Source organism: Nocardia vaccinii NBRC 15922 (assembly GCF_001613305.1).
GTDB lineage: Bacteria > Actinomycetota > Actinomycetes > Mycobacteriales > Mycobacteriaceae > Nocardia > Nocardia vaccinii.
Genome location: NZ_BDCC01000031.1, coordinates 1 through 26,727 on the forward strand (window position 1 = coordinate 1; position 26,727 = coordinate 26,727).

Consider the following 26,727-nt stretch of genomic DNA (forward strand, 5'->3'; position numbering starts at 1 on the left):
CGAGGTCACCCGCGTCGCCCGCGATGTCGGCACCCAGGGCCGCCTGGGTGGTCAGGCGGATGTGAAGGGTGTGTCGGGTACCTGGAAGGGCCTGACGGAGTCGGTGAACGTGATGGCCGACAACCTCACCGACCAGGTGCGGTCCATTGCCCAGGTCGCCACCGCGGTCGCCAAGGGTGATCTGTCGCAGAAGGTCACCGTCGAGGCGAAGGGTGAGGTCGCCGCATTGGCGCAGACCATCAATACGATGGTCGACACGCTGTCCGCCTTCGCCGACGAGGTCACCCGCGTCGCCCGTGAGGTCGGCACGGAGGGCATTCTCGGCGGGCAGGCGCGGGTGCCGAATGTGGCGGGCACCTGGAAGAACCTGACCGATAACGTGAATTCGATGGCGGGCAATCTGACCAGCCAGGTCCGCTCGATCGCCCAGGTCACCACGGCGGTGGCCCGCGGTGAGCTCTCGCAGAAGATCGACGTGGACGCGCGCGGGGAGATCCTCGAACTCAAGACGACGATCAACACCATGGTCGACACGCTGTCCTCCTTCGCCGCCGAGGTCACGCGCGTCGCGCGCGAGGTGGGCAAGGAGGGGCAGCTGGGTGGTCAGGCCGAGGTCGAGGGCGTATCCGGAACCTGGAAGAGATTGACCGAGAATGTGAACGAGCTCGCCGGAAACCTGACCCGCCAGGTGCGCGCGATCGCCGAGGTGACCGGTGCGGTGGCCACCGGGGATCTGACCCGGTCGATCGCGGTCGAGGCCAAGGGCGAGGTCGCCGAACTCAAGGACAACATCAACTCGATGGTGCAGTCCCTGCGCGAGACCACCCGCGCCAACGAGGAGCAGGCCTGGCTCAATACGAATCTGGCCCGGATCTCCGGCCGGCTGCAGGGCCATCGCGACCTGTCGGCGGTCGCCCAGCTGATCATGAATCAGGTGACCCCGCTGGTCGGCGCCCAGTACGGCACATTCTTCTCGATGGAGCCCGAGCCGGAGCGCTCGATTCTGCGCCTGATCGCCGGATACGGTCGCATCGAGGACGGTACGGTCTTCGATCTCGGCCAGTCGCTGGTCGGGCAGGTGGCCCTGTCCAAACAGACGATCATGATCGATCGGACACCACCGGACTATCTGCGGATATCGTCCGGATTGGGGGCCGGGCGCCCGGCCAGCCTGATCGTGCTGCCGATCGTTTTCGAGGATCAGGTGCTCGGAGTCATCGAACTGGCCTCGTTCGCCCGGTTCACCGTGGTGCAGCGCGATTTCCTCGAACAGCTCATGGAGAGCATCGGGGTCAACCTGAATACGATCATGGCCAACGCCCGCACCGACACCCTGCTCGGGGAGTCCCAGCGGCTGGCGGGGCAGTTGCAGCAGTCCAACGCCGATCTCGAGGAGAAGGCCGAACTGCTGGTCCGCCAGAACCGCGATATCGAGATGAAGAACTTCGAGATCGAGCAGGCACGGCAGGAGATCGAGGAACGCGCCCAGCAGATCGCACTCGCCTCGAAATACAAGTCCGAATTCCTGGCGAATATGTCGCATGAGCTGCGTACCCCCCTGACCAGCCTGTTGATCCTGGCCGGGGTGCTCGCGCAGAACGCCTCGCGGAACCTGACCGACAAACAGGTGGAATTCGCCAAGGTGATCCAGTCCGCGGGCAAGGATTTGCAGCAGCTGATCGACGACATCCTGGACCTGTCGAAGGTCGAGGCCGGCAAGATGGACATCCGCACCGAACCGGTCGCGCTGCCCGAGCTGCTGGAGTACGTGCAGACCACATTCCGCCCGCTGACCACCCAGAAGGGCCTGCGCTTCGAGGTCCAGGTCGCGCCCGACGTTCCGCCGCAGCTGGAAACCGACGAACAGCGCCTGCGCCAGGTGCTGCGCAATCTGCTGTCCAACGCGGTCAAATTCACCGAGACGGGCACGGTCCGGCTCCGGGTGTGCCGCACCGGCGAGCACATCGCGTTCTCGGTGAGCGACACCGGAATCGGTATCGCCGAGCAGAATCTGGAGTCGATCTTCGCGGCGTTCCAGCAGGCGGACGGGACCACCAGCCGCCGCTACGGCGGTACCGGCCTCGGTCTGTCGATCAGCAGGCAGGTGGCGAATCTGCTGGGCGGCCAGATCAGCGCGGAGAGCCGGATCGGGGTCGGCAGTACGTTCACGCTGACGCTGCCGTTGACCCCGCAGCCGGATGTCGTCGCCGAGTCCAGAACCCGGCCCGAATCATCCGATCGCACAGTGCTCGTTATGGAGGATCCGGCCGAACGCCCGCTGACTCGCCTGGTATCCGGCGTGGTCGCCGAACTCGCCGACAGTGACGGCCCGGTTCGCCTCGAATCGGTCGGCACCTGCGAGGAGGCGCTCGTCGCCGCCGCGGCCTGCCAGTGCGTCGTGGTGGATGTGAACCTGCCGGGCGCGGCCACCGCGGATTTCCTCGGCGGCCTGCGTTCGGAGATGACGGCGAAAGGTGCGGCGGTACTCGCCTATCCGGCCGGTGAAGTAGATCCGAGGCGTTATCGGGACGTGGAGGTCAGCGCCCGGAAGCATCAGGTGGAGTTGGTCGGCACGGCCGACGAATTCCGGGAGCGGTTCATCCTGCTGCTCACTCACCCGCACCCGGCCGAACTCGAACAGCCCGGCAGTCCCGGACGGTATTCGGGGCTACGCGGTCGCAAGGTGCTGCTCGTGGACGACGACGCCCGCAATGTCCTGGCCATCGCGGGCATGCTCGAGTTGAGCGGCATGCGCGTGGACACCGCGCCCAACGGCCGCAAGGGGATCGAGAAGTTACAGGCGAATCCGGACGTCGACGTGATCCTGATGGATGTGATGATGCCGGAGATGGACGGCTACGCCACCACCGCCGCGATCCGCGGGATGCCGCGATTCGACCGGCTGCCGATCATCATGGTCACCGCCAAGGCCATGCCGGGCGACCGCGACAAGAGCCTGGCCTCGGGAGCAAGCGATTACATCACCAAACCGGTGCACGCGCAGGATCTGCTGGCCTGCATCGGCCGCTGGTTGAATGTGCCGGCCGATGAGTAACGATGCGGCTCAGTCGGTTTCGGTCACGAAGTCGATGAGCTGTTCGACCGCGCCCAGCAGCGGCGCCTCGAGGTCGCGGAAGGAGTCCACCGCGTCGTAGACCCGCCGCCAGCCTTCCTGCGGCGTGCCCCAGCCCAGTCGCCGGCATACGCCGGTCTTCCAGTCCTCCCCGCGCGGCACCCGCGGCCACTCCGCGATGCCCAGCGCCTGTGGTCGCACCGCCTGCCAGACATCGATGTACGGATGCCCGGTGACCAGTACGTGTGGGCCGAGGCCCGTCGTGAGCGTGGTCTCCTTGGACCCGGTGACCAGGTGATCCACCAGGACTCCGACGCGATGCCGCGGCCCGGGCTCGAACTCGGTCAGGCGCGCGGCCAGATTGTCCAGGCCCTCGAGATGTTCCACCACCACGCCCTCCACCCGAAGGTCGTGCCCCCAGACGCGTTCCACCAGCGCCGCGTCGTGCACACCTTCGACCCAGATGCGGCTCCCGCGCGCGACGCGGGCCCGCAATCCCTCCACCCGGGTGGATCCGGATGCGGAGCGCGTGGGCCGCCGCGGCGCGGCGGCCTTGGGGCGCACCAGGGTCACCGGTTGTCCGTCGATGAGAAACGCCGCCTCGCGCAACGCGAACAGGCGCACCAGCCCGTGCCGGTCCTCGAGTTTGACGAACTCGCCGTCGTAGGTGCGCTCGAATCCCACGACAGCGCCGCAGAATCCGGTGGCGGCATCCTCGGCGACCAGATCGCGTTCGGCGCTGACCTCGGGCACCGCGCGCTTGCGGGTGCGGGCATGGCCGGAGTAGATGTCGCCGTACTCGTTCACCCGCTCGAAAATACAGTCTCGGCAACGTTTTGCGCGTCCTTGCCCGGTTACGGGCGTTCCGGACGGCTACTGTTGAGGGCGTGGCCGCTATCGTGTGGCTGGTCGCGGGCATCGCGCTCGCCGCCGCCGAAATGCTCACCGGTGACTTCACGCTGCTCATGTTGGGCGGCGCCGCACTGGTGACCGCCGGTGTGGCCGGATTCGCGGATACCTCGGTGGTCACCGACGCCATCGTCTTCGGGGTCAGCGCGCTGGCGCTGCTGTTCCTGGTGCGCCCGATCATGTTGCGGCGCTTCTCCGTTCCACCGCCGACCCCGACGAATGTGCACGCCTTGCCGGGCAAGACGGCCAAGGTGCTCGAGACCGTCAACGACGAAACGGGCCGGGTCAAGATCGAGGGCGAGGTGTGGAGCGCCCGGCCTCTCGACCCGTCCGAAGAATACGCCGAAGGGGAAACCGTGTACGTGATGAAGATCGACGGCGCGCACGCCGTCGTGTGGAAGGGGCCGTAAATGGTTGCACTGATCGTCGCTGTAGTCCTGGTCCTGCTGGTCGCGGTGGTCGTGTTCAAATCGATCGCGCTGGTGCCACAGGCCGAGGCCGCGGTGATCGAGCGGTTGGGCCGGTATTCGCGCACCGTCTCGGGTCAGCTGACCTTCCTGGTCCCGTTCGCCGACCGGGTCCGCGCCAAAGTGGATCTGCGCGAGCGCGTGGTGTCCTTCCCGCCGCAGCCGGTGATCACCCAGGACAACCTGACCGTCCAGATCGACTCGGTGGTGTACTTCCAGGTCACCAGTCCGCAGGCAGCGGTGTACGAGATCAGCAACTACATCGCCGCGGTCGAGCAGCTGACCATCACCACCCTGCGCAACGTGGTCGGCGGGATGACCCTGGAGGAGACGCTGACCTCGCGCGACCAGATCAACTCGCAGCTGCGCGGGGTCCTGGACGAGGCCACCGGCCGCTGGGGACTGCGCGTCTCGCGCGTCGAGCTCAAGGCCATCGATCCGCCGCCGTCGATTCAGGAGTCGATGGAGAAGCAGATGAAGGCGGACCGCGAGAAGCGCGCGATGATCCTCACCGCGGAGGGTAACCGGGAGGCGCAGATCCGCACGGCCGAGGGCGCCAAGCAGGCGCAGATCCTCTCGGCCGAGGGTTCCAAGCAGTCGGCGATCCTGTCCGCGGAGGGTGAACGCCAGAGCCGGATCCTGCGCGCACAGGGTGAACGCGCGGCGGCCTACCTGCAGGCCCAAGGCCAGGCCAAGGCCATCGAAAAGGTTTTCGCCGCAATCAAATCCGGTAAGCCGACACCGGAACTGCTTGCCTACCAGTACATGCAGACGCTGCCCGAGGTGGCCAAGGGCGACGCCAACAAGGTGTGGATGGTGCCCAGCGACTTCGGCAAGGCGCTGGAGGGGTTCGCCCGAAACTTCGGCACCCAGGGCGAGGACGGCGTATTCCGTTACGAGCCGAGTACCGACGGCGCGGAAGCCGGTGGGAGCGAGGACGATTCGGATGAGGTCGCCGACTGGTTCGATGTCAAGACCGATCCGGCCGCCGAACGCGCGGTGCGTGCGGCCGAGGCGGCCGCGGCCGCGCCGGTGGAGGCGCCCTCGATCGGCCAGCGCAGTACGCCTGCGCCGGGCGTGATCGGCGAACAGCCGCATCCGGCGCAGTTCCAGCCGCCGTCGCAGTACCAGTCGCGGCCGCCGGCTCAGTATCAGCCACCCCAGCAGCCGGGCTCGGCCCAGGGTGAACAGCAGGGCTGGCGCCCGCCGGAACCGCCCGCGCGGTAACGCATCGTCCCGGTCCGTCGATATCCGAATGACGGGCCGGGACAAAGCGGTTCGCGTACTGCCACGAAAGCGGTATCCGGGGGATGATCGCACGACGAGCGATTCTGCGGGGCGGACTCGTCCTGCCGCTGGCGGCGGCGTGCGCGCCGGAGGTCTTGGGTGGAAACTCCGGTTCGGTACGAATCGCGGTGTCCTGGAGTGGAAACGAGCTCACGGCCTTTCGTGCGGTGCTGGCCGGGCTGGCATCGTCGGGCAGATTCACCGGGCACGTGGAGGTGGTGCCGCTCGGCGATGACATCAACACCGCGTTGAGCGCGACCGGACGTGATGCGCCGGACATCGTCATGCTGCCCGATCCGGGCTCGATTCAGACCTCGTCCCGCACCGGATTGCGGCCGCTGTCCGAACTCGACGCGGGGTTGATCTGGAAGCCGGACGGGCATCAGGCATATTCCGAGTCCTGGTACAATCTGCTCTGGCACGCCGATTGCGGTCGCGCGCCCCAGCTCTACGGCGTTCCGTTCAAAGCGGCGAATATGTCGCTGGTGTGGTTCGACCGCTCGGCCTTTCCCGGATACGACCCCCGGGCCTGCTCCTGGACCGGGACCGACGGGCCCGAGCGCTGGTCGCTGACGGACTGGACCGCGTATATCGAGCAATGGGCGCACAGCGGCCGACATCTGTTCGCGCTCGGCGCGGCGGACGGTTGGGTGCTGGCCTATCACTTCGCGAATGTGCTGCGAGCGGTCGCACCGCGCGCCTACGAGGCATTGTCCGCACCGGACGAGGCGGCGGGAAACTGTTGGCCGCCGCGAAGATCCGGGCTGCCGTCACCGAGCTGGAATCATCACCACGTGCGGGCCGCGCTCACAATGCTCGGCAAGATCTGGTGTGTGCCAGGTGCATTCGCGGGTGGCGTCGCCGAGCCGCTGCGGCGGCAGTTTCCCGATGCGGTCCGCGACGTGTTCCAGCATCGCCGCGCAGCGATGGTGGTGGCCCCCGATTACGCGGAACCGATCGTGCGGGATTGCCTGCGGCGCACGGGCCGTTCCGAGTGCAGTGTCGGCGTCATCGGATTCCCGGGGTATCAGGCATGGGACGACCGTGCGCCGAATATCGGCGGCGGTGATGTCATGGTGATCACCGCGGATGCGTCCCCTCAGGCCGACAAATTGGTCGTGGCACTTGCGGGCGCGGCTGCCTCGCAGCCGTGGATCGCGCACTACGGCGGTTTCGTTCCGCCGAATGTGAACACCGCGGAACCCGTGTCGTACACCGGCCTCTTCCATGGTGTCGCCGATCGGATGCGCGGGTGGGACGTATTCGACTTCGCGGATCTGGTCGGGCCGCGCGGACGTCGAGACGGGTTGTGGCGCATACTGACCCGTTTTCTCATCGAGGTCGGCGACCGGGGTGAACAGGCCGTCGGTCCGGCGACCGACCGTGCCATCGGAGATCTCGAACGGACGTGGGAATGACCGTCGACCGGATCGAAGCCAATGGCCTGACGATGGAACTCGCGCCCCGCCGCTTGTCGGGGCGGCTGATCGGCGGGTGGTATCTGCGCGGCGTCGTCGCCGTCATGGTGCAGGTGCCGGCTCTGGCGCTCGGGATGCTGGTGCTGTTGCCCACGGCGTGGTCGGTGGCGGTCGTGGTGTTCGCGCCCCGGTACCGCTTCGTGGCCGTGTGCTGCGCCGCGGTGGTCTGCGCGGTGTGGACCTGGCGGAGGTTGGCGAGTCCGTCCGGCTCGGAGGGGGAGGCGCAGCAGACGGACAGATGGGTTCCGCGCCGGCCTGAGTTGTGCGTGTGGCTGGTATGGCTCGTCGGTGTCGCTTGGGCGGGAATCGATTTCGGGTCGAGAGGAAATTGGGGCTGGTCCGAGGTCGCCGGGGCGGGTGCGGTGCTGATCGGGGTCTGGTGGTGGGCCGCACGGCGGTGGCGGGGCCATTGGTACTGGGCCGCGTCGCTGCCCGCCGCGGTGGCCGCGGCGGGCGTGATCGCGGCGATCGTGGCTACCGAGGGGAGCGAGGCGTACTGGATGACGCTGGTGTGGGTGGTGGCCACATTCGGACTGCTGGTGTTCACGGTGTGGATGGCGTGGTTGCTGCGGCGCACCTGGTGGCCGTGGTGGCCGCTGATCGTGCCGTTCGGGGTCTCGGCATTCGTGGCGGGTCTGGCCTGGCGGTTGATCTTCGAGCCGATCGTGGACCCGGTCACGAATGTGGGCTTCCAGGCGTTCCTGTACGCGTTGATGCTGGGCGCGGCCTTCGCCTGGATCTGGTTCGGTGCGCTGTTCGTCCTGTTGCGGGCCGCGGCCGCCAGCATCGACTCCGATCCGGTTCGCCGCGCCTATCTGGAGCGCAGGACCGGGGTGCGTCGATACTGGCGGCTCGTGGTGATGTTGAATCCGGTCATCATGATCGCCGGGCTGGTCGTCACCGTGGCCGCGGCGCGTGTCTTCGACATCATTCTGGTGGGGGTGCCCGGACCGCAGCAGTACACGCTGGACAGCGTGACCGTGCACTGGTGGCATCTGCCCTCCGATACCGCGGCCGATCATGTTGCCGCAGCGGCGTTCTCGCTGCCGCTGGCGCTCGTGGTCGGTGTGGTCGCATGGTTTCTCCAGGTCGGCATCCGACGGCATCACGCTCGGTGGCCCGGACCCGGTGTGGTCGCGGTGCCGGTTCGACTGCGCATTCCCGTCCCCGCCCGTACCGGGGCCGGACCGCGACTGGCCGCACATGAGATGTGGATCCTGAAACGCGTACGGACGGTGACGGGCCGGATCGAAACCGGCTGGACCGTGCTGCGGGCGGCGATCGGCGGGGGAGTCGGACAACTCGTCGCCTCGCGTTCGGCGGCTGTGAAAAAACCTGTGGCGCGGGAAGATCCGCCGCCCGGTACGAGCTCGGCCGAACGACTGCTGGTGACCGTGGTGCGAGCGTGCCGCCTGTGTGTCCGAATCGGGGTGGCGCTGTTGGCGGCCCTGGGCCCGTTGGCGGTGCTGTTCGTGATGACGTGGGCGGGCTTCGACGGGCCCGCGTTGATCGGACCGAAGTCGATCTGGAGCGACGCCGAACTCTGGCGTGGCCTGATGGATACCGGTGTTGTCGCGGTGGTGGCCACCTTCCTGACCGTGAGTGCGGCCCTGCCACCGGCCTACTATGCGGCGACGCTACGACCGGACAAGGTGCCCTCACGGGTGCTGATGACATTCCTGGTGGTCTTCGCGGTCCTGCCCGCGCAGATCTATCTCGGGCCGATCCGGGCGATCATCAATCGACTCGACCTGGCCGGGACATCGATACCGTTGATCCTGATGCATGCCGCGATCGGGCTGCCGATCGCGATCATGATCCTGCGCGGCGCACTCCTGGCTCCCGCCGACGGCCCGCTGTCGGACACCCGCCGGGAACCGGCGAGCACATCGATCATGGTGCGCAGCGTATTGCACAGTGCCGGACCGGCTCTCGTCGCGGTGGCGGTTCTGCAACTGGTCCAGGTGTGGAACGATTTCTTCATCGGGTTGCAGGTGCGCGGCGCGGACGCGAGTCCGTGGTCGCTGCTGCTGTGGAGTGACGCCCGGCAATTCCACGAGAGCACAGCGCATCTGGCGGCCGGAGCGCTGCTGTCCGCGGTACCGCCGGTGATTCTGCTGCTGGCGACCTGGCGGCGATTCCTTGTCCCGGGACTGACCGGAGGAGCGTTGCGATGACCTCGGCAGCCGATGCCGCCGATCTCGGCCCGGATGAATTCGCGGTCGAATCACCGGTACAGATCGTGGAGAAATCATCGCTGTGGCAGGGATTCCTGCGGACAGCGTCGGTACTGAGTACGTCATTGCTCCTGGAGTTGATCAGCAAACTCTTGGAGAACCGAGTCGGCCAGAGTCCGACCCTGGCGTCGGCATCGTCGTGGCTCAGCCGGATCGCCATTCTCGTGGTTCTGGTCGCGGCGGCGTACCTGATTCTGCGGCGGCTGGCCACGATGCGCGAACGGCTGCGCGTACGACAGGAGATGCGGCTGACCGCCGATCTGATCTCGCCGGGCCCGGAGGTGCGATCGTGGCCGTCTTCCGCTGATTTCACGGCGAAAAGCACTGTCCTCGAGCGGTTTCCGAGCCAGATCGAAAGCCGGGCCCGGTGGCGGAAATCGGTGGTGCTGCGGGTGCTGGACGCGCTGCCGTTCGAGCAGTACGAGGCCGTCGCACTGTATGAAATGGCTTCGGCGATCCTGACCGCCGGCCGCCGGCTTCCGGTCGACGAGGAACTGCATCCGGCCTCGGCGACAGTGGAGATCGACCGATTGCGCCGGGCCGGAGTGCTGGTGCGGATCACCGACGACCGCGTCGCGGTGCGGCGGACGATCGTGCGGTGGATGCGGGCCGCCACGCAGCTCGGCCGAGTGCACGACAGAGGGGTGCGGATCGAGGAACAGCCCGAGTGGGATGCCGCGTTGCCCGCACTGATACATCACCACGCGGATCGAGCGACGCGGTGGTCGGCCGCATTGGACACGCGCAGGCTGGGTGCGGGGGCTCAGCGGTGGTTCGCGCAGGAGTCGGATCAATTGCTCGATCTGATCGCCCGCTGTGCGGAGATGAAAGTGAACCCGCACAAGCGCGCCGTGGTCGATGCGGCCGTTCCGGAGTTGCTCCGCATCGCCGACGCCCTGGACCGCTGGTATGCGCGAAACGGTTGGAGCGCCGCGAAAGATGGTCTTGCGCAGGAGATCTCGAAACTGCTCACCGGCGAGGAACAGCCGGTGGAATACGAGTTGATCCAGATCCGGCTGACCGAATCGGACGGTGCGGCCGATGGCGGCGAGAAGCCCGACGCTGATCGGAAGTCCGATGCGGACGACGAACCGAGGCTGAAGATCGATTCGTCGGTGACGTGGTTGCATCGGTACAAGGCTCCGCTGATGGCACGCCGGGACGAGCGCGAGGCGTGGATGTTCCTGGCCCGGGAGTGGAGCCCGAAGAGCCTGAAGCAGGCGGGTGAGCGGCTCGAGCGGGCCTGGCGGCGACTACCCGCCCGCGACGCCGCCGGTTCGGTCTGTCTGCTGGTGGACCTGGCCATCGTCCGGTTGCACGAGGGCAGGCTCGAGGCCGCGCGGAACTGCCTCGCGGTCGCGCAGACGCTGGCCGGTGACGACCGCGACCCGGCGGGGGTAGCGCACGTCTACGAAACCCTGGGCGTGCTGCGCTGGATGCGCGGCGAACCGCGGCGCGCCCTGCACGACTGGCAGCGAGCGTTGAGGCGTTTCCGGGATCTGAACCACGACCTCGGGATCGCGCGCTGCCTGCAGCACCTGGGCTCGGCGATGGCGGAGTTCCCGGAATACGGCGGGCTGCTGGTGAGCGGGGAGCCGAGTCGCGGCGAGGTGCTGCGGCAGGCCGGTGGTTGGCTGGCCGAGGCCCTGAGTATGCGCGCGGCCATCGCGCCCACCCCGGGAACCGGCCGCCGGCCTGCGCAATTGCCTGCCGAAGCGGCGCTGGCGAGGGTGCGCGCCCGGCTGACGGGCGAATCGGGTCTGTTCGATCCCGAGCTGGGGCCGCGCGGCGACGTGCTGCTCGAAGGTGTCGAGTGCTGGCCGCTGGCCGTGCCCGAGGATGCTGGATCGCCTTCTCGCGAGTCCTGATCGGAAGAAATTCCCGAGATCTGGATCACATTTTTGTTGTGATCTCGAACACGTAACGGTTCGTTAACGACATTTGCGTAATTCGTTACCTTTCCGATGTCAGCCCGCGAAAACCGGATCGAACCTCATGTATATGTTGACGGTATCGACTCGTTATCTGTACGTGATCTGCCGCGAATTCTCCGTTACCGTCGCTTGCGGCTCGGAAACCGAGCTGAGACTCGAATCGCCGAACACCGGAAACCTCGTCCCGTGATTCGAGTTCGCACCCGACATTTCCGGGGACGAGGCCTGACGCGGTACGTGCGTTGTGGCGGCTGGGCGCGGGCAGGGACAACCATATGCTTCGCAACCGCAAGATCAGCACTCTCGGAATCACCGCCGTCGCGGGCGCCCTCATCGCCGTCCCGTTCGGCCTGACCGCCACCGCTTCCGCGCAGGGCGGCCACAACTGGGACGCCGTCGCGCAGTGCGAGGCCAGCGGCAACTGGGGCGCCAACACCGGTAACGGCTACTACGGCGGCCTGCAGTTCACTCAGAGCACCTGGAACGCCAATGGCGGCAGTGGCAACCCGGCCAACGCCAGCCGCGCCGAGCAGATCCGCGTCGCGGAGAACGTGCTCGCCAGCCAGGGCCCCGGCGCTTGGCCGGTGTGCGGCTCCAACCTGTAAGTCGCGCGCTCGAGTTCGATCGTTTCATCGCGGCCCCGCCGTCCGGTAGCTCCGGACGGCGGGGCCGCGGTCGTTCCCGGGATCGCGGTCGGTTGTCGACGCGCTCGGTCCGCTCGCTCGAATAATTCTGCTTGAGAACTAGTGGTCTTGTCGCCTTGGGTAAGTCTGATCTGTCGGACAACTTTCATCACCTGATCACAGCTGTGTTGTTCGAGTTTTTCCGTAGCAGCTGCCCTCCGGTTGGATTCGAGTCACACCACCGCCACCTTCATGATGTTCTGTCCTAGAATTATCGTGTTGGTCGTGTGGAAGGTTTGTGATGCTGTTCGTCGAGTCGGCTCGTCCCCGGTTCGTGCGGGAACATCGGCGGGCCGGGTGGCTCGCGGTCGGCGCGGTCTGCATCGGGGCGTTCATGGGACAGCTGGACGCGAGCGTCGTCACCCTGACCTTCCCGGCCGTGCAGCACGAATTCGGTGCGTCGCTCGCCGGAGTGGAATGGGTGTCGCTGGCCTATCTGCTCACGGTCGTCGGACTGGTGGTGGCCACCGGCAGGATCGCAGACTCGATCGGCCGCAAGGTCGTCTACCTGCAGGGATTCGTCGTATTCACGCTCGCCTCGGCGGCCTGTGCGCTGGCTCCGGGGCTGGGCTGGCTGATCGGCTTCCGGGTGCTGCAGGCCGTCGGGGCGGCTATGTTGCAGGCGAACAGTGTCGCGCTGGTGGTCACCAGCGTTCCGGCGAGCCGGATGCGAGCGGCGCTCGGTGTGCAGGCCGGGGCGCAGGCGCTGGGGTTGGCGCTGGGCCCGGCCGTCGGCGGGATGCTGGTGGATTCGGTCGGCTGGCGATGGGTGTACGGGGTGAACGTCCCGGTCGGCATTGTGGCCCTGATCGCGGGACGATATCTGCTGCCGCGCACTCGACAACGCGCGGTTCTCGACGAATTCGATTGGCGCGGACTGTTGTTGCTGATCGTGTGCACCAGTGCGCTGCTGCTGGCGGTGTCCGCGGTATCGGGGCTCGCGGTTCCGGCTTGGGTTCCCGCCGCGTTGGTCGTGGCGGCGGTGGCCGCGGGAGCCGGGTTGCTCTGGTGGTCCCGCCGTGCCGCCGATCCGCTGATCGATCCGAGCATGGTCCGGCCGAAGGCGGTCTGGTTGGGCCTGGCCGGGGCGTTCGCCGCCTATCTCGTACTGTTCGGGCCGCTGGCGCTGTTCCCGCAGTTGCGCGGCGCGACCGCCACCGGATTGATCCTGACCGCGCTGCCTGCCGGATTCGCTCTGGCGGCCGTCGGCGGCGGGCGGGTACTGCCGGACGAGTGGGACGGTCGCCGGCGCGAACGACTCGGTGCGATCGTCGCGACGATAGCGCTGGCGGCGCTGCTGCTCGACCCGGCCTCGACCTGGTGGACGTTCTGCTGGCTGGGGGTGCTGGGCCTGGGGCTGGGCGTATTCATTCCGGGAAACAACACCGGCATCATGAGCGCGGTTCCGGCGGGACGGTCCGGGACGAGCGGGGGACTGGTGAACATGGCCCGCGGGCTCGGCACCGCCGGCGGCGTCGCCGTGGTGACCTTCGCGCTCCATCTGTACGGCGGCGCCGCGGGCATGGTCTCGGGTTCGCGGGCGGCGTTGACCGGACTGCTCGTCGTGGCGGCGCTGGCCGCCGCGACGACCTTCACCGGTCGTCGGGCACAATCCGGGACATCATCTCAGCGTGAGGAGCCGCCGATGACCACATCCGCCGCCGAGGCCGCACTGGTACCTCCCGTGCGGCCCGACGAGACCGCCGTCGCCGAGGTCATCGCATGTCTGCGGCGCGCGATGCGCCGGGCGGCGCGGGCCGCGGACCCGGCCAATACGCTCTCGGTCGCCCAGCTCGAACTGCTCTCGTGCGTATCGGAACATCCCGGGGTGCGGCCCGGTCAGCTGGCGCGTCTGTTGCGCCTGGCGCCCAATTCGGTGACCACGCTGGTCAACGGCCTGCAGACGCAGAACATGATCACCCGCGCGTCCGGCGAGGATCGGCGTGCGGTGACCCTGACGCTCACTGCCGACGGCGCGGCCGCGGTGCGCGGCTGGCAGTCGACCAACGCCGGTATCCTGCGCACGGCATTGGATGAGCTGCATCCGGGCTGGCAGCACCTGCTCGCCGCGGCCATGCCCGCCCTGACCGAACTCACCCGCGCGATCGATACCCTCGCAGATCCGGTTCCGGCGCAGGGACGGGAGCCGGCTACGAATCCGTCGCAGCAGTAGCCGTGCGGCGCGTCCAGCCTGCATCGAGGGCGGCAGCCTGCAGCGCGTCGAGACCGAAGGCGTCGACCGGGCCCAGAGCGCCGGTAGTGAGCAAGCCACCGCCCAGCGCCGTATCGGCTGCCCAGGCCAGCATCGCCGCGGTGAAATCGTACGGATCGCCGCCTTCGAGAGTGACGCTCGCCAGGGTTTTTCCGGCGTCATCGCGAGCTTCGGCGACCACCCAGCCCCGGGTTCGGCGACGAGACCCGGCTCCGGGGCCACCGGTGGAGCCCTTGACGATCCGGGCCAGAGCATTATCGAGCACGTGCTTCAGCGCGGCCGACTTCGCAGCGACAGCGGCCAGCTGTGATCCGGCCCGCAGCCCGTGCGCCGCGAGCAGCGGTAGGCCCAGGAAGACGTCGATCTGGCGCAGGTGTGGGTAGGACCGAGTCAGTGCGAAATGTTCCGAACCGGGGATCGACACACCGGTGCGTTCGGCTCCGGCGACGTCGAAGGAACGCAGATGCGCGCCCGAAACCTCGGTGACCACCCGGCCGTCGCGTAGCGCGAAGCCGGGTTCGAACAGCATCCCGGCCATGGAGGCGCGGGTGCCGCCGCTGGTGCCGGGGTGGTCCATGAAATAACCGATGTCGGCACGGGTTGCGGCGGGCGCCGCACGCAAGGCCAGCGCGGCGGCCAGGTTACCCGGCACGTAGTCGAACCCGAACGCGGTCAGCAGCGCCGACCCGGCTGCGCGGGCCTGGTCGTCGTGCTCGAACACACTGCGGATGAACGGCCCTTCGCCGGTGGAGTCGATGTAATGGGCTCCGGCGGAGATAGCCGCGGCCAATGCGGGACGGCCGTGGCGCAGGAACGGCCCCACGGTGGTCACCAGGACATCGCCGCGACCGAGCAGGGCTCGCACCGACGCGGGGTCCGTGACGTCCGCGACCGCGGTCGGGCCGTTGCCGAGGTCGGCGGACAATTTCTCCAGGGCGGCCGCGTTGCGACCGGCCAGCACGGGGGAAGCTCCGCGCGCGGTGAGGACTTCGGCGGTCAGGCGCCCGGTGTACCCGGTCGCACCGAACAACACGATCTTCGGCATTGCCGTCTTATCTGCCTTTCTGCTCGTTGCCGGAAATTCCTACCGGGCCGGCCGATACCAGATGGGTGATGGCGTGGTCGCGCCGCACGATGCCGGGCTCGTCGCATGGCTCGGACGGACCGCCCTGGACCAGCGCGGGCCGAACACCTCGACCCCGGCGACTTCGAACCGGGGCCGCTCCGGCGCCGGGCGCAACGCTCGCCCGCCCATGTCACCGGGGCCTCGGATGATCAGCCGGTGCCGACGTGTCACGGAGGCCTCCCTTGTCCTTCGCGATATGTGTAGCACGTCAGGGGATGAGATACATAGACTTCGAATCTCTAATCGTCTCGCAGTCGAGGTGCTCGTCACCGGCGCGGGGCGGTCTTGCCTGCGGCACGCCCCGCGCAACGTTCGCTGTTATCAGTAGTCGGCCGGATCGATATCGCGCAATGCGCGGGCGATCATGCGAATCGGCTCGGCGCAGGTTCCGTACCGCCGGGCGGGGTCCTTCGCCAGGCATTTGCGCAGAATCGAGCCGACCGCTGTCGGAATCCATCGGCGACGGCGGGAGATATCGGACGGTGCGGTATGCATATGCGCATCCGCCAGCCGGAAGGGGTTCGTCAGCGGGAACGGCGGCTGCCCGGTGAGCAATTCGGCGGCCGAACAGGCCAGTGCGTACTGGTCGGTCGCGGGTACCAGGGTTCCGCCGCACAGCAATTCCGGTGCGGCATAAGGGAGCGAGCCGACCACGTATCCCTCGGGCGTCAGCCGCGGACCGGAACCGTCGATCCGGCGCGCGGTGCCGAAATCGGATAGTTTCACTCGCGCGACCGTGTCCGGATCGGGTGCGAAGGCGCCGCCCTCGGCCAACGCCCTGGCTTCGGATGCGGTCTCCGGTTCGATTCGGCTCAGCAGCATGTTCGCCGGTTTGACGTCCAGATGCAGCACTCCCTGGACGTGCGCGTAGTCCAGCGCGTGCGCGATGGCGGTGAGGATCGCCACCACCAGCGCCGGGTCCGGATCGGTGCGCGGCGCGGGTCCGTGGGCCGCGGTGCCGTCGACGTATTCGTGTGAGGACCACAGGCGCCCGTCGAATTCACCGTGCGCGAACATCTGCACGATATTCGGATGGTGCAGTTTCACCGCGACCTCGAATTCGTGCACGAATCGCGCCCGCGCGGCACTCGACCGGCTCGCGGCGGTATTCATGATCTTCAGCGCGACCGGTCCCTGGCCGTCGTCGGCCAGATACACCTCACTGCTGCCGCCCAGGCCCAGCGGCATTCGAACGACGAACTCCGCGAACCGGTCTCCTGCGCTGAACAACACGGACACAGCCTAGAACCGCCGGTGCCCGATTTCTCGGTGATGATCGCTCGGGGTTTGCGCCCCATCCCATCCCGGCCCAGGCCCAGGCGTGACCCAGGTGCGGGTCGGCGTCGCGTGGGAGGTGCTCGCCGGGTTCGGGATGCCAGTCCTCCATCGTGGTGATCCCCGGCGGCACGAGATCGGTTCCGGCGAAAAGCCTTTCGACCTCGGTCCGGTTTCGCGCCACGAGCGTGAGCCCGCCGCGTCCGCCGGCCTGCGCGGCCCGGTCGGCGCCGGCGATATCGAAATCGCCGAGCCAGTAGTCGTAGACGCGCGCCTCGTGTGCGACGGCGGTGTCGATCGTGGTCGGTAGGCGCCTGGCGGAGTCGCCGTCCGGCATGCCGTCCCTCTCGGTCTCGTGTTCGCGACGCAAGAGTATGCCCGGTCAGTGGCCGGACGGGCGGCGAAATGTCGGCTTCGGTGTCGGTTCGACCGACGGCCCCGGTCTCCGGATGGGCGAGGTCAGGCCTCGGCCGGTTGCGCGACCGAGGTCTCGCCCACGTCGGCGGGCTCGGCCGGGTCGGCGAATTGGCTTGCGCCCCAACGGGCGTCGACGAGGAGTCCGACGACGCCGATGGTGATGCAGACCCCGGACAGCGCCAGCAGCGCCGGATCCGTGCGGCCGGTCAGCGCATCACCCAGAACCACCACGCCGACCGTGCCGGGCAGGATGCCCACGACCGTGGCCAGCAGATACGGCAGCATGCGCACCGAGGACAGTCCGGCGCAGTAGTTGATCACCGAGAACGGCACCGGCGCGATCAACCGCAGCGATCCGACGGCCAGCCAGCCGCGCCGGGCCAACCGGCGATCGACCGCGCGCACGGCCGGATGGCCGAGCCGCGTGGCGACCTGCTCGCGGTCCAGCGCGCGCACCAGCAGCAGGGCCAGCACCGCACTGATGGTCGTCGCCCCGGCCGCGATGCCCACGCCGAGCACCGGTCCGAACAACAGGCCCGCGCTGAGCGTGAACACCGTGCGGGGGAACGGCGCGATCGTCACGATCGAGTGCACGAGGAAGAACACGATCGGGAACAGCGGCCCGACCGAATGCGCCCAGTCCCGGATCTGCTGCGGTGCGGGATGCGGCGTCAGCAAGGCCACCGCGACCAGCGCGCCGCAGAGCACCAACAGCGCGATGACGCGCGGATTGCGGAGTCGGCTCAGCACCGAGCCAGAGTACCGGCAGGACCGCTGGGGGCCGCGGACGGCCGGTTGAACGGCGGGCGAACGTCTTCGGTCACGAACCGGCGAATACGGGCGAAGACCCGGTGCACTGCTGCGAACGAGGCACACAGGGGTGTGCGAAGGTGGTGCGAAGAGTTGGTTGCCCATCCCGCTGTCCGGTACAGGTAGAAGTATCGGACTCGAGTGGAAGAGGTACAGCAGCGATGCCGATTGGTTCGGATCCCGGCGCGGAACCGGTTCCCGGTTACGCCGCGTGGCGCAAGGGTGTGGCCGGGGTGCTGGCCAAGGCGCGCAAGGTGGAGGCGGCCGAACTCGGCGACGAGCCGGAGCGCCTGCTGGATGTGTCCACCTACGACGGCCTGACGATCGCCCCGCTCTACACCCGGCGCGATGAGCTGCCCGAGACGCCGCTGCCCGGTGAATTCCCCTTCATCCGCGGGAACGACGCGACCCGGGACGTCCATCGCGGCTGGTATGTCACCGCCCGGTTCGACGGTTCCGACGCCGCGGCGGTCAACGAGGAGATCCTGGGCGCGCTGGAGAACGGCGTCGGTTCGGTGTGGCTCGGCGTCGGGGAACGTGGCGTTCCGGTCGCCGATCTGCCGCGGGCGCTGCGCGGTTTGCTGTTCGAACTCGCCCCGCTGGCACTGGACGCGGGGGCCGAGGCGAGCGCCGCCGCCGAGCAGCTGTTCGGCGTCCTCGACGGCTATGCGTCTGCCGAGCGCGCCGATATCCGGGTCTCGCTGGGTGTGAGCCCGCTGACCAGCCTGTTCAACGGCACCGCGCACACCGATCTGGAGACGGGGGTGGCGCTGGCCCGGCAGGCCGTCGCGCGGCCCGAGACGATCCGCGCGCTGACCGTCTGCGGTGTGGCCGTGCACAACGCCGGGGCGTCCGACGCGCAGGAACTCGGCGCGGCGGTGGCCGCGGGCCTCGCGTATCTGCGTGCGCTGACCGGCGCGGGTGTGCCGGTCGCCGATGCGCTCGGACAGCTGGTGTTCCGGTTCGCCGCCACCGACAACCAGTTCGGCACGATCGCGAAGTTCCGCGCCGCGCGCCGGTTGTGGGCCCGGGTGGCCGAGCAGCTCGGTGCGCCCGAGGCCGGTAATGCGCCGCAGTGGGCGGTGACCTCGGCCCCGATGATGACCCAGCGCGATCCGTGGGTGAACATGCTGCGCACCACCCTGGCCGCATTCGGCGCGGGCGTCGGCGGGGCCGACCAGGTGACGGTGCTGCCCTTCGATTCCGCGCTTCCGGCCGGGGAACTCGATGTGTCCCAGGCGTTCTCGCGGCGCATGGCCCGCAATACCCAGCTGTTGCTGCTGGAGGAATCGCATCTGGGTCATGTGCAGGATCCCGGCGCGGGGTCCTGGTATGTGGAGAGCCTGACCGACGCGTTGGCCGCCAAGGCTTGGGAGTTCATGCAGGAGCTCGAGGCCGCGGGCGGTTACCGGGCCGCACTGGATTCGGGCCTGTTGGCCGAGCGCGTCGCGGCGACCCGTGCGCAGCGCGATCGCGATGTGGCACACCGCAAGACGTCGGTGACCGGCGTGAACGAATTCCCGAATCTGGCCGAGACGCCGCTGTCCGATGCCGCGCGCCAGCCGGCGGCCGTGGCGCGCTACGGCGCGGCGTTCGAGGCGCTGCGCAACCGCTCGGACGCGTATCTCGCCGCGCACGGCGAGCGGCCCAAGGCCGTGCTGATCCCGCTGGGACCGGTGGCCGAACACAATGTCCGGGTCACCTTCACCGCCAACGTGCTCGCCTCCGGCGGTATCGAGACGAGTAATCCGGGTGCGCTGGAACTGACCGGAATCGGCGCCGCCGCAACCGAATCCGGCGCGAAGGTCGCCGTCCTGTGCGGCACGGACGCGCGCTACGGCAACGAAGCGGAAACCGCCGTGCGGCAGTTGCGCGAGGCCGGGGTGGCCACGGTGCTGCTGGCCGGTCCGGAGAAGGCCGTGGCCGAACTGCCGCAGGCGCAGCGCCCGGACGGATTCCTCACCGCCCGGATGGATGCGGTCGAGGCGCTGTCCGGCCTGCTGGAGAAGCTGGGAGCCTAGAGGATGACTGAGAACAACGTGATCGGCAGTTTCGCTGAGGTGCCGCTGACCAGCGGCGAGCCGGGCTCCGGGCAGGTCGGCCAGGACCGGGTACGCGAATTCTTGCGCGCGTCGGCCGAGGCCAACCAGTACGCGCCCGAACAGCTGGTGTGGTCCACGCCCGAGGGTATCGATGTGCCGCCGGTGTTCACCCGGGCGGACCGCGACCGCATTGCGGCGGAGGGGTATCCGCTGGACAGCGTGCCGGGTGTCGCGCCGTTCGTGCGCGGCCCGTACCCGACGATGTACGTGAATCAGCCGTGGACCATCCGCCAGTACGCGGGCTTCTCCACCGCGGCGGACTCCAATGCGTTCTACCGCCGCAACCTGGCCGCCGGCCAGAAGGGTCTGTCGGTCGCCTTCGACCTGGCCACGCACCGCGGCTACGACTCGGACCACCCGCGCGTCACCGGTGACGTCGGCATGGCCGGGGTCGCGATCGACTCGATCCTGGACATGCGCGAGCTGTTCGACCACATCCCGCTCGATCAGGTGTCGGTGTCGATGACCATGAACGGCGCGGTGCTGCCGATTCTGGCGCTGTACGTCGTCGCCGCCGAGGAGCAGGGCGTCAAGCCCGAACAACTGGCCGGAACCATTCAGAACGACATTCTGAAGGAGTTCATGGTCCGCAACACCTACATCTATCCGCCCAAGCCCTCGATGCGGATCATCTCCGATATCTTCGCCTACACCAGCGCGAAGATGCCGAAGTTCAATTCCATCTCGATCTCCGGCTACCACATCCAGGAGGCCGGGGCCACCGCCGATCTGGAACTGGCGTACACCCTCGCCGACGGTGTGGAGTACATCAAAGCCGGTATCGAGGCCGGGATGGAGATCGACCAGTTCGCGCCCCGGCTGTCGTTCTTCTGGGCGATCGGAATGAACTTCTTCATGGAGGTCGCCAAGCTTCGTGCGGGCCGCCTGCTGTGGAGTGAGCTGGTCGCGCAGTTCGAACCGAAGAACGCGAAATCCCTTTCACTGCGCACACATTCGCAGACCTCGGGCTGGTCGCTGACCGCGCAGGATGTGTTCAACAACGTCGCGCGTACCTGTGTCGAGGCGATGGCCGCGACCCAGGGGCACACCCAGTCGCTGCACACCAACGCCCTGGACGAGGCGCTGGCGCTGCCGACCGACTTCTCCGCCCGCATCGCCCGCAACACCCAGCTGCTGATCCAGCAGGAGTCGGGCACCACGCGTCCGATCGATCCGTGGGGCGGCTCCTACTACGTGGAGTGGCTGACCCATCAGCTCGCCGAGCGAGCCCGCGCCCATATCGCCGAGGTGCAGGCGCACGGCGGTATGGCACAGGCGATTTCGGAGGGCATCCCGAAGCTCCGCATCGAGGAGGCCGCCGCGCGCACGCAGGCGCGCATCGATACCGGCCAGCAGCCGGTGATCGGGGTCAACAAGTACCAGGTCGACGAGGACACACCGATCGAGGTGCTCAAGGTCGAGAACTCCCGGGTGCGCGCCGAGCAGAACGAGAAGCTGCGCCGCCTGCGCGCCGAACGCGATTCGGCCGAGGTGGAGCGCGCGTTGGCCGAATTGACCAGGGCCGCCGCAGCTTCCGAGGGCGGCATGGACAACAATCTGCTGGCGTTGGCGATCGACGCGGCGCGCGCCAAGGCGACCGTCGGGGAGATCTCCGATGCGCTGGAGAAGGTGTACGGACGTCATCAGGCCGAGATCCGCACGCTCTCGGGCGTCTATCGCGAGGAGGCCGGGAAGGTGACCAATATCAGCCGGGCCATGGCGATGGTCGAGGAATTCGCCGCCGCCGAGGGCCGCCGTCCCCGCATCCTGGTCTGCAAGATGGGACAGGATGGGCACGATCGCGGTCAGAAGGTGATCGCCACGGCCTTCGCCGATCTGGGCATGGACGTCGATGTGGGCCCGCTGTTCCAGACCCCCGAGGAGGTGGCGCAGCAGGCCGCGGACAACGATGTGCACGTCGTCGGCGTGTCCTCGCTCGCGGCCGGTCACCTCACGCTGGTGCCCGCTCTGCGGCAGGCGCTGGCCGATGTCGGTCGCCCCGACATCATGGTCGTGGTCGGCGGCGTCATCCCGCCGGGTGATTTCGACGAGCTGTACGCCGCCGGCGCGGCCGCGATCTTCGCGCCCGGCACGGTCATCGCCGATGCCGCGGTCGACCTGCTTCGCAAACTGGCTGCCGGACTCGGTCACGAGATCGGCACCGGCGCGGGCGAATGAACGAGCCCGCCGGGAACGACGGTGGTCCCGAGTCCGTCGCATCGACCAGGGACCATCGTCGTTCGGCCGCATCCGCCGCCGCGCCGTCGACCGGTGAGCCTCCCGGCTCGGACGACCAGGCCGCTACCGGGAGCGCCGAATCGGTTGCCGCCCAACGTCGCCCGCGCCAGGACTGGGTCCCCACCGGACATCCGCGGCTGACCTCGACCTCCGGCGTGGTGAGCGCCGGAGGGGCAGTGGGCGCGGGATCGGCAGGCACGCCGCGTCGCACGATCGACGTCGACCAATTGGCCGAGGCGCTGCGGCGCGGGGAACGCAGTGCTCTGGCTCGGTCGATCACCCTCGTCGAGTCCACCCGCGCCGACCATCGCGAGCTGGCGCAGCAACTGCTGCTGAAGGTCGGCTCCGAGGGCGCGGCGAAATCCAATCGGGTGGGGATCACCGGTGTTCCGGGTGTCGGCAAGTCGACGTTCATCGACGCGCTGGGCATGTACCTGATCGGGCAGGGCCACCGGGTCGCGGTGCTGGCGGTGGACCCCTCCTCGACTCGCACGGGCGGGTCGATCCTCGGCGACAAGACCCGGATGGCGCGGCTGTCGACCGAACCCAACGCGTTCATCCGGCCCTCGCCCACCGCGGGCACCCTGGGCGGCGTGGCCAAGGCCACCCGAGAGACGATCGTCCTGCTCGAGGCCGCCGGATACGACGTGGTGCTGGTGGAGACCGTCGGGGTGGGACAGTCCGAGGTGACCGTCGCGAATATGGTCGACGTGTTCTGCTTCCTGACCCTGGCTCGCACCGGAGACCAGTTGCAGGGCATCAAGAAGGGCGTCCTGGAACTGGCCGATCTGGTCGCGGTCAACAAGGCCGACGGCAGGCACGAGGTCGAGGCGAAATCCGCCGCGCGCGAACTGCAGGGCGCGATGCGTCTCATACATCCGCGCGAGTCGCTCTGGCGCCCACCGGTTCTCACTATGAGCGGACTCAACGGCACCGGTCTGGACACGTTCTGGGATACCGTCCTGAAACATCGGCAAACCCTCACCGAGGCAGGCGAATTCGCCGAGAGACGCCGCCGGCAACAGGTCGATTGGACCTGGACCATGGTCCGCGACCAGCTCATGCGCCGCCTGGCCGACAGCCCGGAGGTGAAAGCCATCCGCGCCGAGGTGGAGGATCACGTCCGCGACGGCTCGCTCACCCCGGCGCTGGCCGCCCAGGAGATCCTGCGCGCCTTCGACGGCTGAAATCCGTTCAGCGGGAAGACCGTCGAGGCTCGGGCGCAGTTCAGCGGTCCGGGAGCGGCTCCAACCCGAACAGTCGCGCGGCATTCGCGTAACAGGCATTGCGCAGCCAGGCGTCGCCGAGGTCGAGGCGGTCCAGCGCGTAGAGGGCGTGCGCGTAGGGGTACGGGATATTCGGAAAATCGCTGCCGAACAGGATGCGGTCGCCCAGGGCGAGTAGGCGGGTGCGTTCGGTCTCGGGGAAGGGGTCCTGCGAGTCGAAGAAGTCGGTGAAGTTCATCGTGGTGTCCAGATGAATCCGCGGATACCGCTCCGCGATATCGAGGAATTCGGTGTAGTCGGGCGCACCCATGTGGGCGATGATCAGCCGCAGGTCCGGGAAGCGCCGCAGCAGTTCGGTGATCGGGCCGGGCCCGGTGAACCGGCCGGGGGCGGGACCGGACCCGCAGTGGACGAGTACCGGAACCCGGGCCGCGGACAGCGCATCCCACACCGGTGCGAGCAGCGGATCGACCGGGGAGAAATCGCCGACCTGGATGTGCACCTTGAAGATTCGTGCCCCGGATTCGACGGCGGCGGTGACATATCGGCCCGCGTCCGGTTCGGGGAAGAACGTCGCGGTGTGCAGACAGTCCGGGGTGCGGGCGGCGAACTCGGCCGACCACGCGTTGAGCCAGGCGGCCATCTCCGGCTTGTGCGGATAGACCAGCGAGGTGAACGCGCGAACACCGAACTCGCGCAACGTCTTCAACCGGACCTGCTCCTCGTCGCGGTAGGCGATCGGCCACGGCCGCCCGGTGAGCGGGCCGGCCGAATCGAAGTACGCCCACACCTTGCGCAAGACCGGCTCGGGCATGAAATGCGTATGCACATCGATGATTCCGGGCAGGCCGAGCCGCTGCTGGAAGCCGTGGACGTAGCTCAGGTTCTCATCTGCGGTCATGCCGGATACACCGTGCGGGCGAAATCTCCGACCCGCTCGATCAACCGGTCGAAGAAGACCGCCGGATCGGTGTCGATGACGATGTCCGCATTGGGTTTGCGGCCCCACATCCCGGCCCAGTCGGCGACGGTGGCTCCCCGGGTGATCGTGCCGCCCAGTTCGACGTCGACAGTGGCCGCGCGGGTGCGGGCCAGGCCGGGGTCCAGCGCCACCGCCGCCGCGAACGGATCGTGCATATGCGCGAGATACCCCTGTCCGTAATGACGGTGGAATTCGAAATAGAACCGGACCGCGTCGGTCAGGAACCGCACGATGGGATTACTCGCCTTCGACCGCGTGCCGGGCGTATCGGTCTCGGAGATCTCTTGCGCCGGCACGCTTTCCGCTCGATCGGCCAGTCGATTGAGATGTTCCGGGAACATCTCGATGGTTTCGGTGATGTCCAGGCCGCAGATGAGCGGCCGCCGGTCGGGTGGTGCGGCGGAGAAGGCGGCGAAGACCTCCTGCCACGCCTCCGGGTCCACGTGCACGTTCCACTCGTTGGTGGGTGTGGTGTTGCCCGGATGGTTGAAGGCGCCGCCCATCACCACCAACCGGCCGAGTAGTCGCGGCAATCGAGGCTCGATCCGCAGCGCGAGTGCGAGATTGGTGAGCGGCCCGGTGCACAGCCCGACGATCTCCCCGGGATGCTCGCGCACCAGATCCACCCACATCTGTGTCGCGGACCGAGTCGAGAGCCGTCGCGGCGGGAGCGGGAATTCGACATAGCCGACACCCTGGGGGCCGTGTGTGTCCTCCGTGGTGCGCAGCGGGATCGCCAGGGGAGTGTCGGCGCCGAGTGTCACCTCGATATCGGGCGCCCGGCACAGCTCCAGCAATGCCAGATTGTTCGTGGCCACCTGCGGGGCGGAGACGTTGCCGGCCGTCGAGGCGATGCCCAGCAGTTCGGCCTCCGGGCTGGCGAGCACATAGAGCAGTCCGAGGGAATCGTCGATGCCGGTGTCGACGTCCATGATGATCTTCTGCCGCACCGCTGCAATCCTATCGGTGCGGCCCGGCGTGGTTGCCGGGGGTGAGCTCTGGCCGCATCGGGCGGACCCCGGTCCGGGATCCGCCTGCTCGCGACGGTCAGTACACCGGCAACTCGTAGTCCTCGGTCTTGCCGAAGAACATCTTCATCATGACGGGCCGCATCACCCGCGACATCATCACCCGATTCGCGGTGCGCCGCATGGCCGTGCCGAATCGGTTGTGCGACAACATCATATCGATGCCGCCGCCCGGCAGCTGCTTCGCCTCGTCCAGGAACGGGGTCACCGCCCGCTCGTATCGGGCCAGTGCGCCGAGCAGATCGTCCGGGGCGGCGGCGATCTCACCCGCGAGCACGTACGCACCCACGATCGCCATCGCGGTGCCCATCCCCGTCATCGGGGAGCCGCAGTATCCAGCGTCGCCGAGCAGGGTGACGCGCCCGGCGTTGAGCGTGGGCATATCGATGCGGGCCAATTCGTCGAAGTAGAAATCCTCGGCGATGGCCATACCGGCGAGGATGGCGGGCGCGTGCCAGCCGTCACCCGCCAGATGGTCGTGAATGAGCCGGTGCTGTGCGTCGAGATCGCCGCGCAGGGCCGGATCGCGATCGGTGAGCACGGTGAGGATGGCCTTGGCGGTATCGGGATCGCCATCGGGCCGCAGGCCCACCGCGGCACCGGGAATCAGCTGCATGGTGAACCATCCGGGTCGCACATCCGGCGGAGTCGGGATCGTGAAGAAGGACATGTAGCCGCCCAGATAGGTGCTGAACCGCTCCTCGGGCCCGAAAGCCAGCCTCCGGGTGGCGGAGTGCACGCCGTCCGCGCCGATGACGAGGTCGAAACGTTCGGTCCGCCCGGAGGCGAAGGTCACCTCGGCGCCGGAATCGTCCTGGTCCAGCGCGGTGATCCAGTCGCCGTACCGGTAGTCCAGATCTCCGCCGGCGCCGGTGAGTTCGTCCAGCAGCACCTGATTGAGATCGCCGCGGGTGATCTCGATCTCGGCCACCGGGCCCTTGCCGTCGAAGAACTCCATCGACATGTTCGCGTAGGTGCGTCCGCGCGGGTCGACGTAGGACATGCCGAGTTCCCGGAGCTGGTACTTGCCGATGCCGGGCATGAGTCCCATTCGCTCGGCGGCCGCGCGGCTGGGGCCGCGCAGATCCACCGCCTGCCCACCGGGCCGGGGAGATGTGGCCCGCTCGATGACGGTGACCCCGATTCCGGCTCGAAGTAGTTGCAGCGCAACGGCATTGCCGGCGATGCCGCCACCGGAGACGAGGATTCGCGGGGAGTGGGTGGTGCCCATGATGTGCATTCC

General features: G+C 68.1%; 19 protein-coding genes. 11 read left to right on the plus strand and 8 right to left on the minus strand.

Annotated elements, in window-relative coordinates; genetic code table 11:
* Positions 1–3,055: HAMP domain-containing protein (locus NV1_RS19885; protein ID WP_067893448.1), on the plus strand; the 3,055-nt coding region annotated here is incomplete at its 5' end.
* A 9-nt stretch (positions 3,056–3,064) separates the two neighbouring features.
* On the opposite strand, the gene NV1_RS19890 is transcribed toward NV1_RS19885, so the two are convergent.
* A complete protein-coding gene (locus tag NV1_RS19890; RefSeq protein ID WP_067893450.1) occupies positions 3,065–3,880 on the minus strand; it encodes a DUF3097 domain-containing protein in 816 nt (271 codons plus the stop codon).
* 80 nt (positions 3,881–3,960) lie between these two features.
* On the opposite strand from NV1_RS19890, the gene NV1_RS19895 reads away from it, so the two are divergent.
* The 7 genes from NV1_RS19895 (at position 3,961) to NV1_RS19925 (ending at position 14,241) form a co-directional block, all read left to right on the plus strand.
* The gene (locus NV1_RS19895; protein ID WP_067893451.1) at positions 3,961–4,392 is read left to right on the plus strand and encodes an NfeD family protein; all 432 of its coding nucleotides are present in this window, start codon (positions 3,961–3,963) and stop codon (positions 4,390–4,392) included.
* On the plus strand, positions 4,393–5,676 hold the full coding sequence (locus tag NV1_RS19900) for an SPFH domain-containing protein (protein WP_067893452.1): 1,284 nt from the start codon (positions 4,393–4,395) through the stop codon (positions 5,674–5,676).
* An 83-nt stretch (positions 5,677–5,759) separates the two neighbouring features.
* Positions 5,760–7,154: a hypothetical protein gene (locus NV1_RS19905; RefSeq protein WP_067893454.1), complete on the plus strand. Its 1,395-nt coding sequence runs from the start codon at positions 5,760–5,762 to the stop codon at positions 7,152–7,154.
* Positions 7,151–9,391, plus strand: coding sequence for a hypothetical protein (locus tag NV1_RS19910; RefSeq protein WP_067893456.1), 2,241 nt, complete (start codon positions 7,151–7,153; stop codon positions 9,389–9,391). Before NV1_RS19905 ends, NV1_RS19910 begins: the two co-directional genes overlap by 4 nt.
* Positions 9,388–11,319 (plus strand): tetratricopeptide repeat protein, encoded by a 1,932-nt coding sequence (locus tag NV1_RS19915; protein ID WP_067893458.1) that lies wholly within the window; start codon positions 9,388–9,390, stop codon positions 11,317–11,319. The genes NV1_RS19910 and NV1_RS19915 overlap by 4 nt, the downstream gene beginning before the upstream one ends.
* A 341-nt stretch (positions 11,320–11,660) precedes the next feature.
* Positions 11,661–11,990, plus strand: a complete 330-nt coding sequence (locus NV1_RS19920; protein ID WP_067893460.1) for a transglycosylase family protein — start codon at positions 11,661–11,663, stop codon at positions 11,988–11,990.
* Positions 11,991–12,309: 319 nt separating this feature from the next.
* Complete coding sequence (locus NV1_RS19925) at positions 12,310–14,241, plus strand: MFS transporter (protein ID WP_067893462.1); 1,932 nt, start codon at positions 12,310–12,312, stop codon at positions 14,239–14,241.
* Here NV1_RS19925 and NV1_RS19930 read toward each other — a convergent pair.
* From NV1_RS19930 to NV1_RS19945, 4 genes are all read right to left on the minus strand, one after another.
* Positions 14,219–15,325 carry a saccharopine dehydrogenase family protein gene (locus NV1_RS19930; RefSeq protein ID WP_067893464.1) on the minus strand — a complete coding sequence of 369 codons (1,107 nt, stop codon included), beginning with the start codon at positions 15,323–15,325 and terminating at the stop codon, positions 14,219–14,221. The two genes, NV1_RS19925 and NV1_RS19930, sit on opposite strands and share 23 nt — an antisense overlap.
* A gap of 402 nt (positions 15,326–15,727) precedes the next feature.
* A complete protein-coding gene (locus NV1_RS19935; protein ID WP_169813357.1) occupies positions 15,728–16,639 on the minus strand; it encodes a serine/threonine-protein kinase in 912 nt (303 codons plus the stop codon).
* The gene (locus NV1_RS46850; protein WP_084525546.1) at positions 16,566–17,018 is read right to left on the minus strand and encodes an SAM-dependent methyltransferase; all 453 of its coding nucleotides are present in this window, start codon (positions 17,016–17,018) and stop codon (positions 16,566–16,568) included. Before NV1_RS46850 ends, NV1_RS19935 begins: the two co-directional genes overlap by 74 nt.
* 122 nt (positions 17,019–17,140) lie before the next feature.
* On the minus strand, positions 17,141–17,848 hold the full coding sequence (locus NV1_RS19945; RefSeq protein ID WP_067893468.1) for a TVP38/TMEM64 family protein: 708 nt from the start codon (positions 17,846–17,848) through the stop codon (positions 17,141–17,143).
* A gap of 221 nt (positions 17,849–18,069) precedes the next feature.
* Here NV1_RS19945 and NV1_RS19950 point away from each other — a divergent pair, with 221 nt between their 5' ends.
* The 3 genes from NV1_RS19950 to meaB all read left to right on the plus strand — a co-directional run bounded on the left by NV1_RS19950 (position 18,070) and on the right by meaB (position 23,435).
* Entirely contained in the window at positions 18,070–19,929 is a 1,860-nt protein-coding gene (locus tag NV1_RS19950) for a methylmalonyl-CoA mutase family protein (RefSeq protein WP_084525547.1), read from the plus strand.
* A gap of 3 nt (positions 19,930–19,932) precedes the next feature.
* Complete coding sequence (gene scpA, locus NV1_RS19955; RefSeq protein ID WP_067893470.1) at positions 19,933–22,188, plus strand: methylmalonyl-CoA mutase; 2,256 nt, start codon at positions 19,933–19,935, stop codon at positions 22,186–22,188.
* 236 nt (positions 22,189–22,424) lie between these two features.
* Entirely contained in the window at positions 22,425–23,435 is a 1,011-nt protein-coding gene (gene meaB / locus NV1_RS19960) for a methylmalonyl Co-A mutase-associated GTPase MeaB (protein WP_067893491.1), read from the plus strand.
* 40 nt (positions 23,436–23,475) lie between these two features.
* Here meaB and NV1_RS19965 read toward each other — a convergent pair whose 3' ends face one another.
* From NV1_RS19965 to NV1_RS19975, 3 genes are all read right to left on the minus strand, one after another.
* The gene (locus NV1_RS19965; RefSeq protein ID WP_067893472.1) at positions 23,476–24,375 is read right to left on the minus strand and encodes an amidohydrolase family protein; all 900 of its coding nucleotides are present in this window, start codon (positions 24,373–24,375) and stop codon (positions 23,476–23,478) included.
* A complete protein-coding gene (locus NV1_RS19970; RefSeq protein WP_281181858.1) occupies positions 24,372–25,406 on the minus strand; it encodes a nucleoside hydrolase in 1,035 nt (344 codons plus the stop codon). The genes NV1_RS19965 and NV1_RS19970 overlap by 4 nt, the downstream gene beginning before the upstream one ends.
* Positions 25,407–25,503: 97 nt before the next feature.
* Positions 25,504–26,715: an FAD-dependent monooxygenase gene (locus NV1_RS19975; protein WP_067893495.1), complete on the minus strand. Its 1,212-nt coding sequence runs from the start codon at positions 26,713–26,715 to the stop codon at positions 25,504–25,506.
* Positions 26,716–26,727 lie beyond the last annotated feature (12 nt).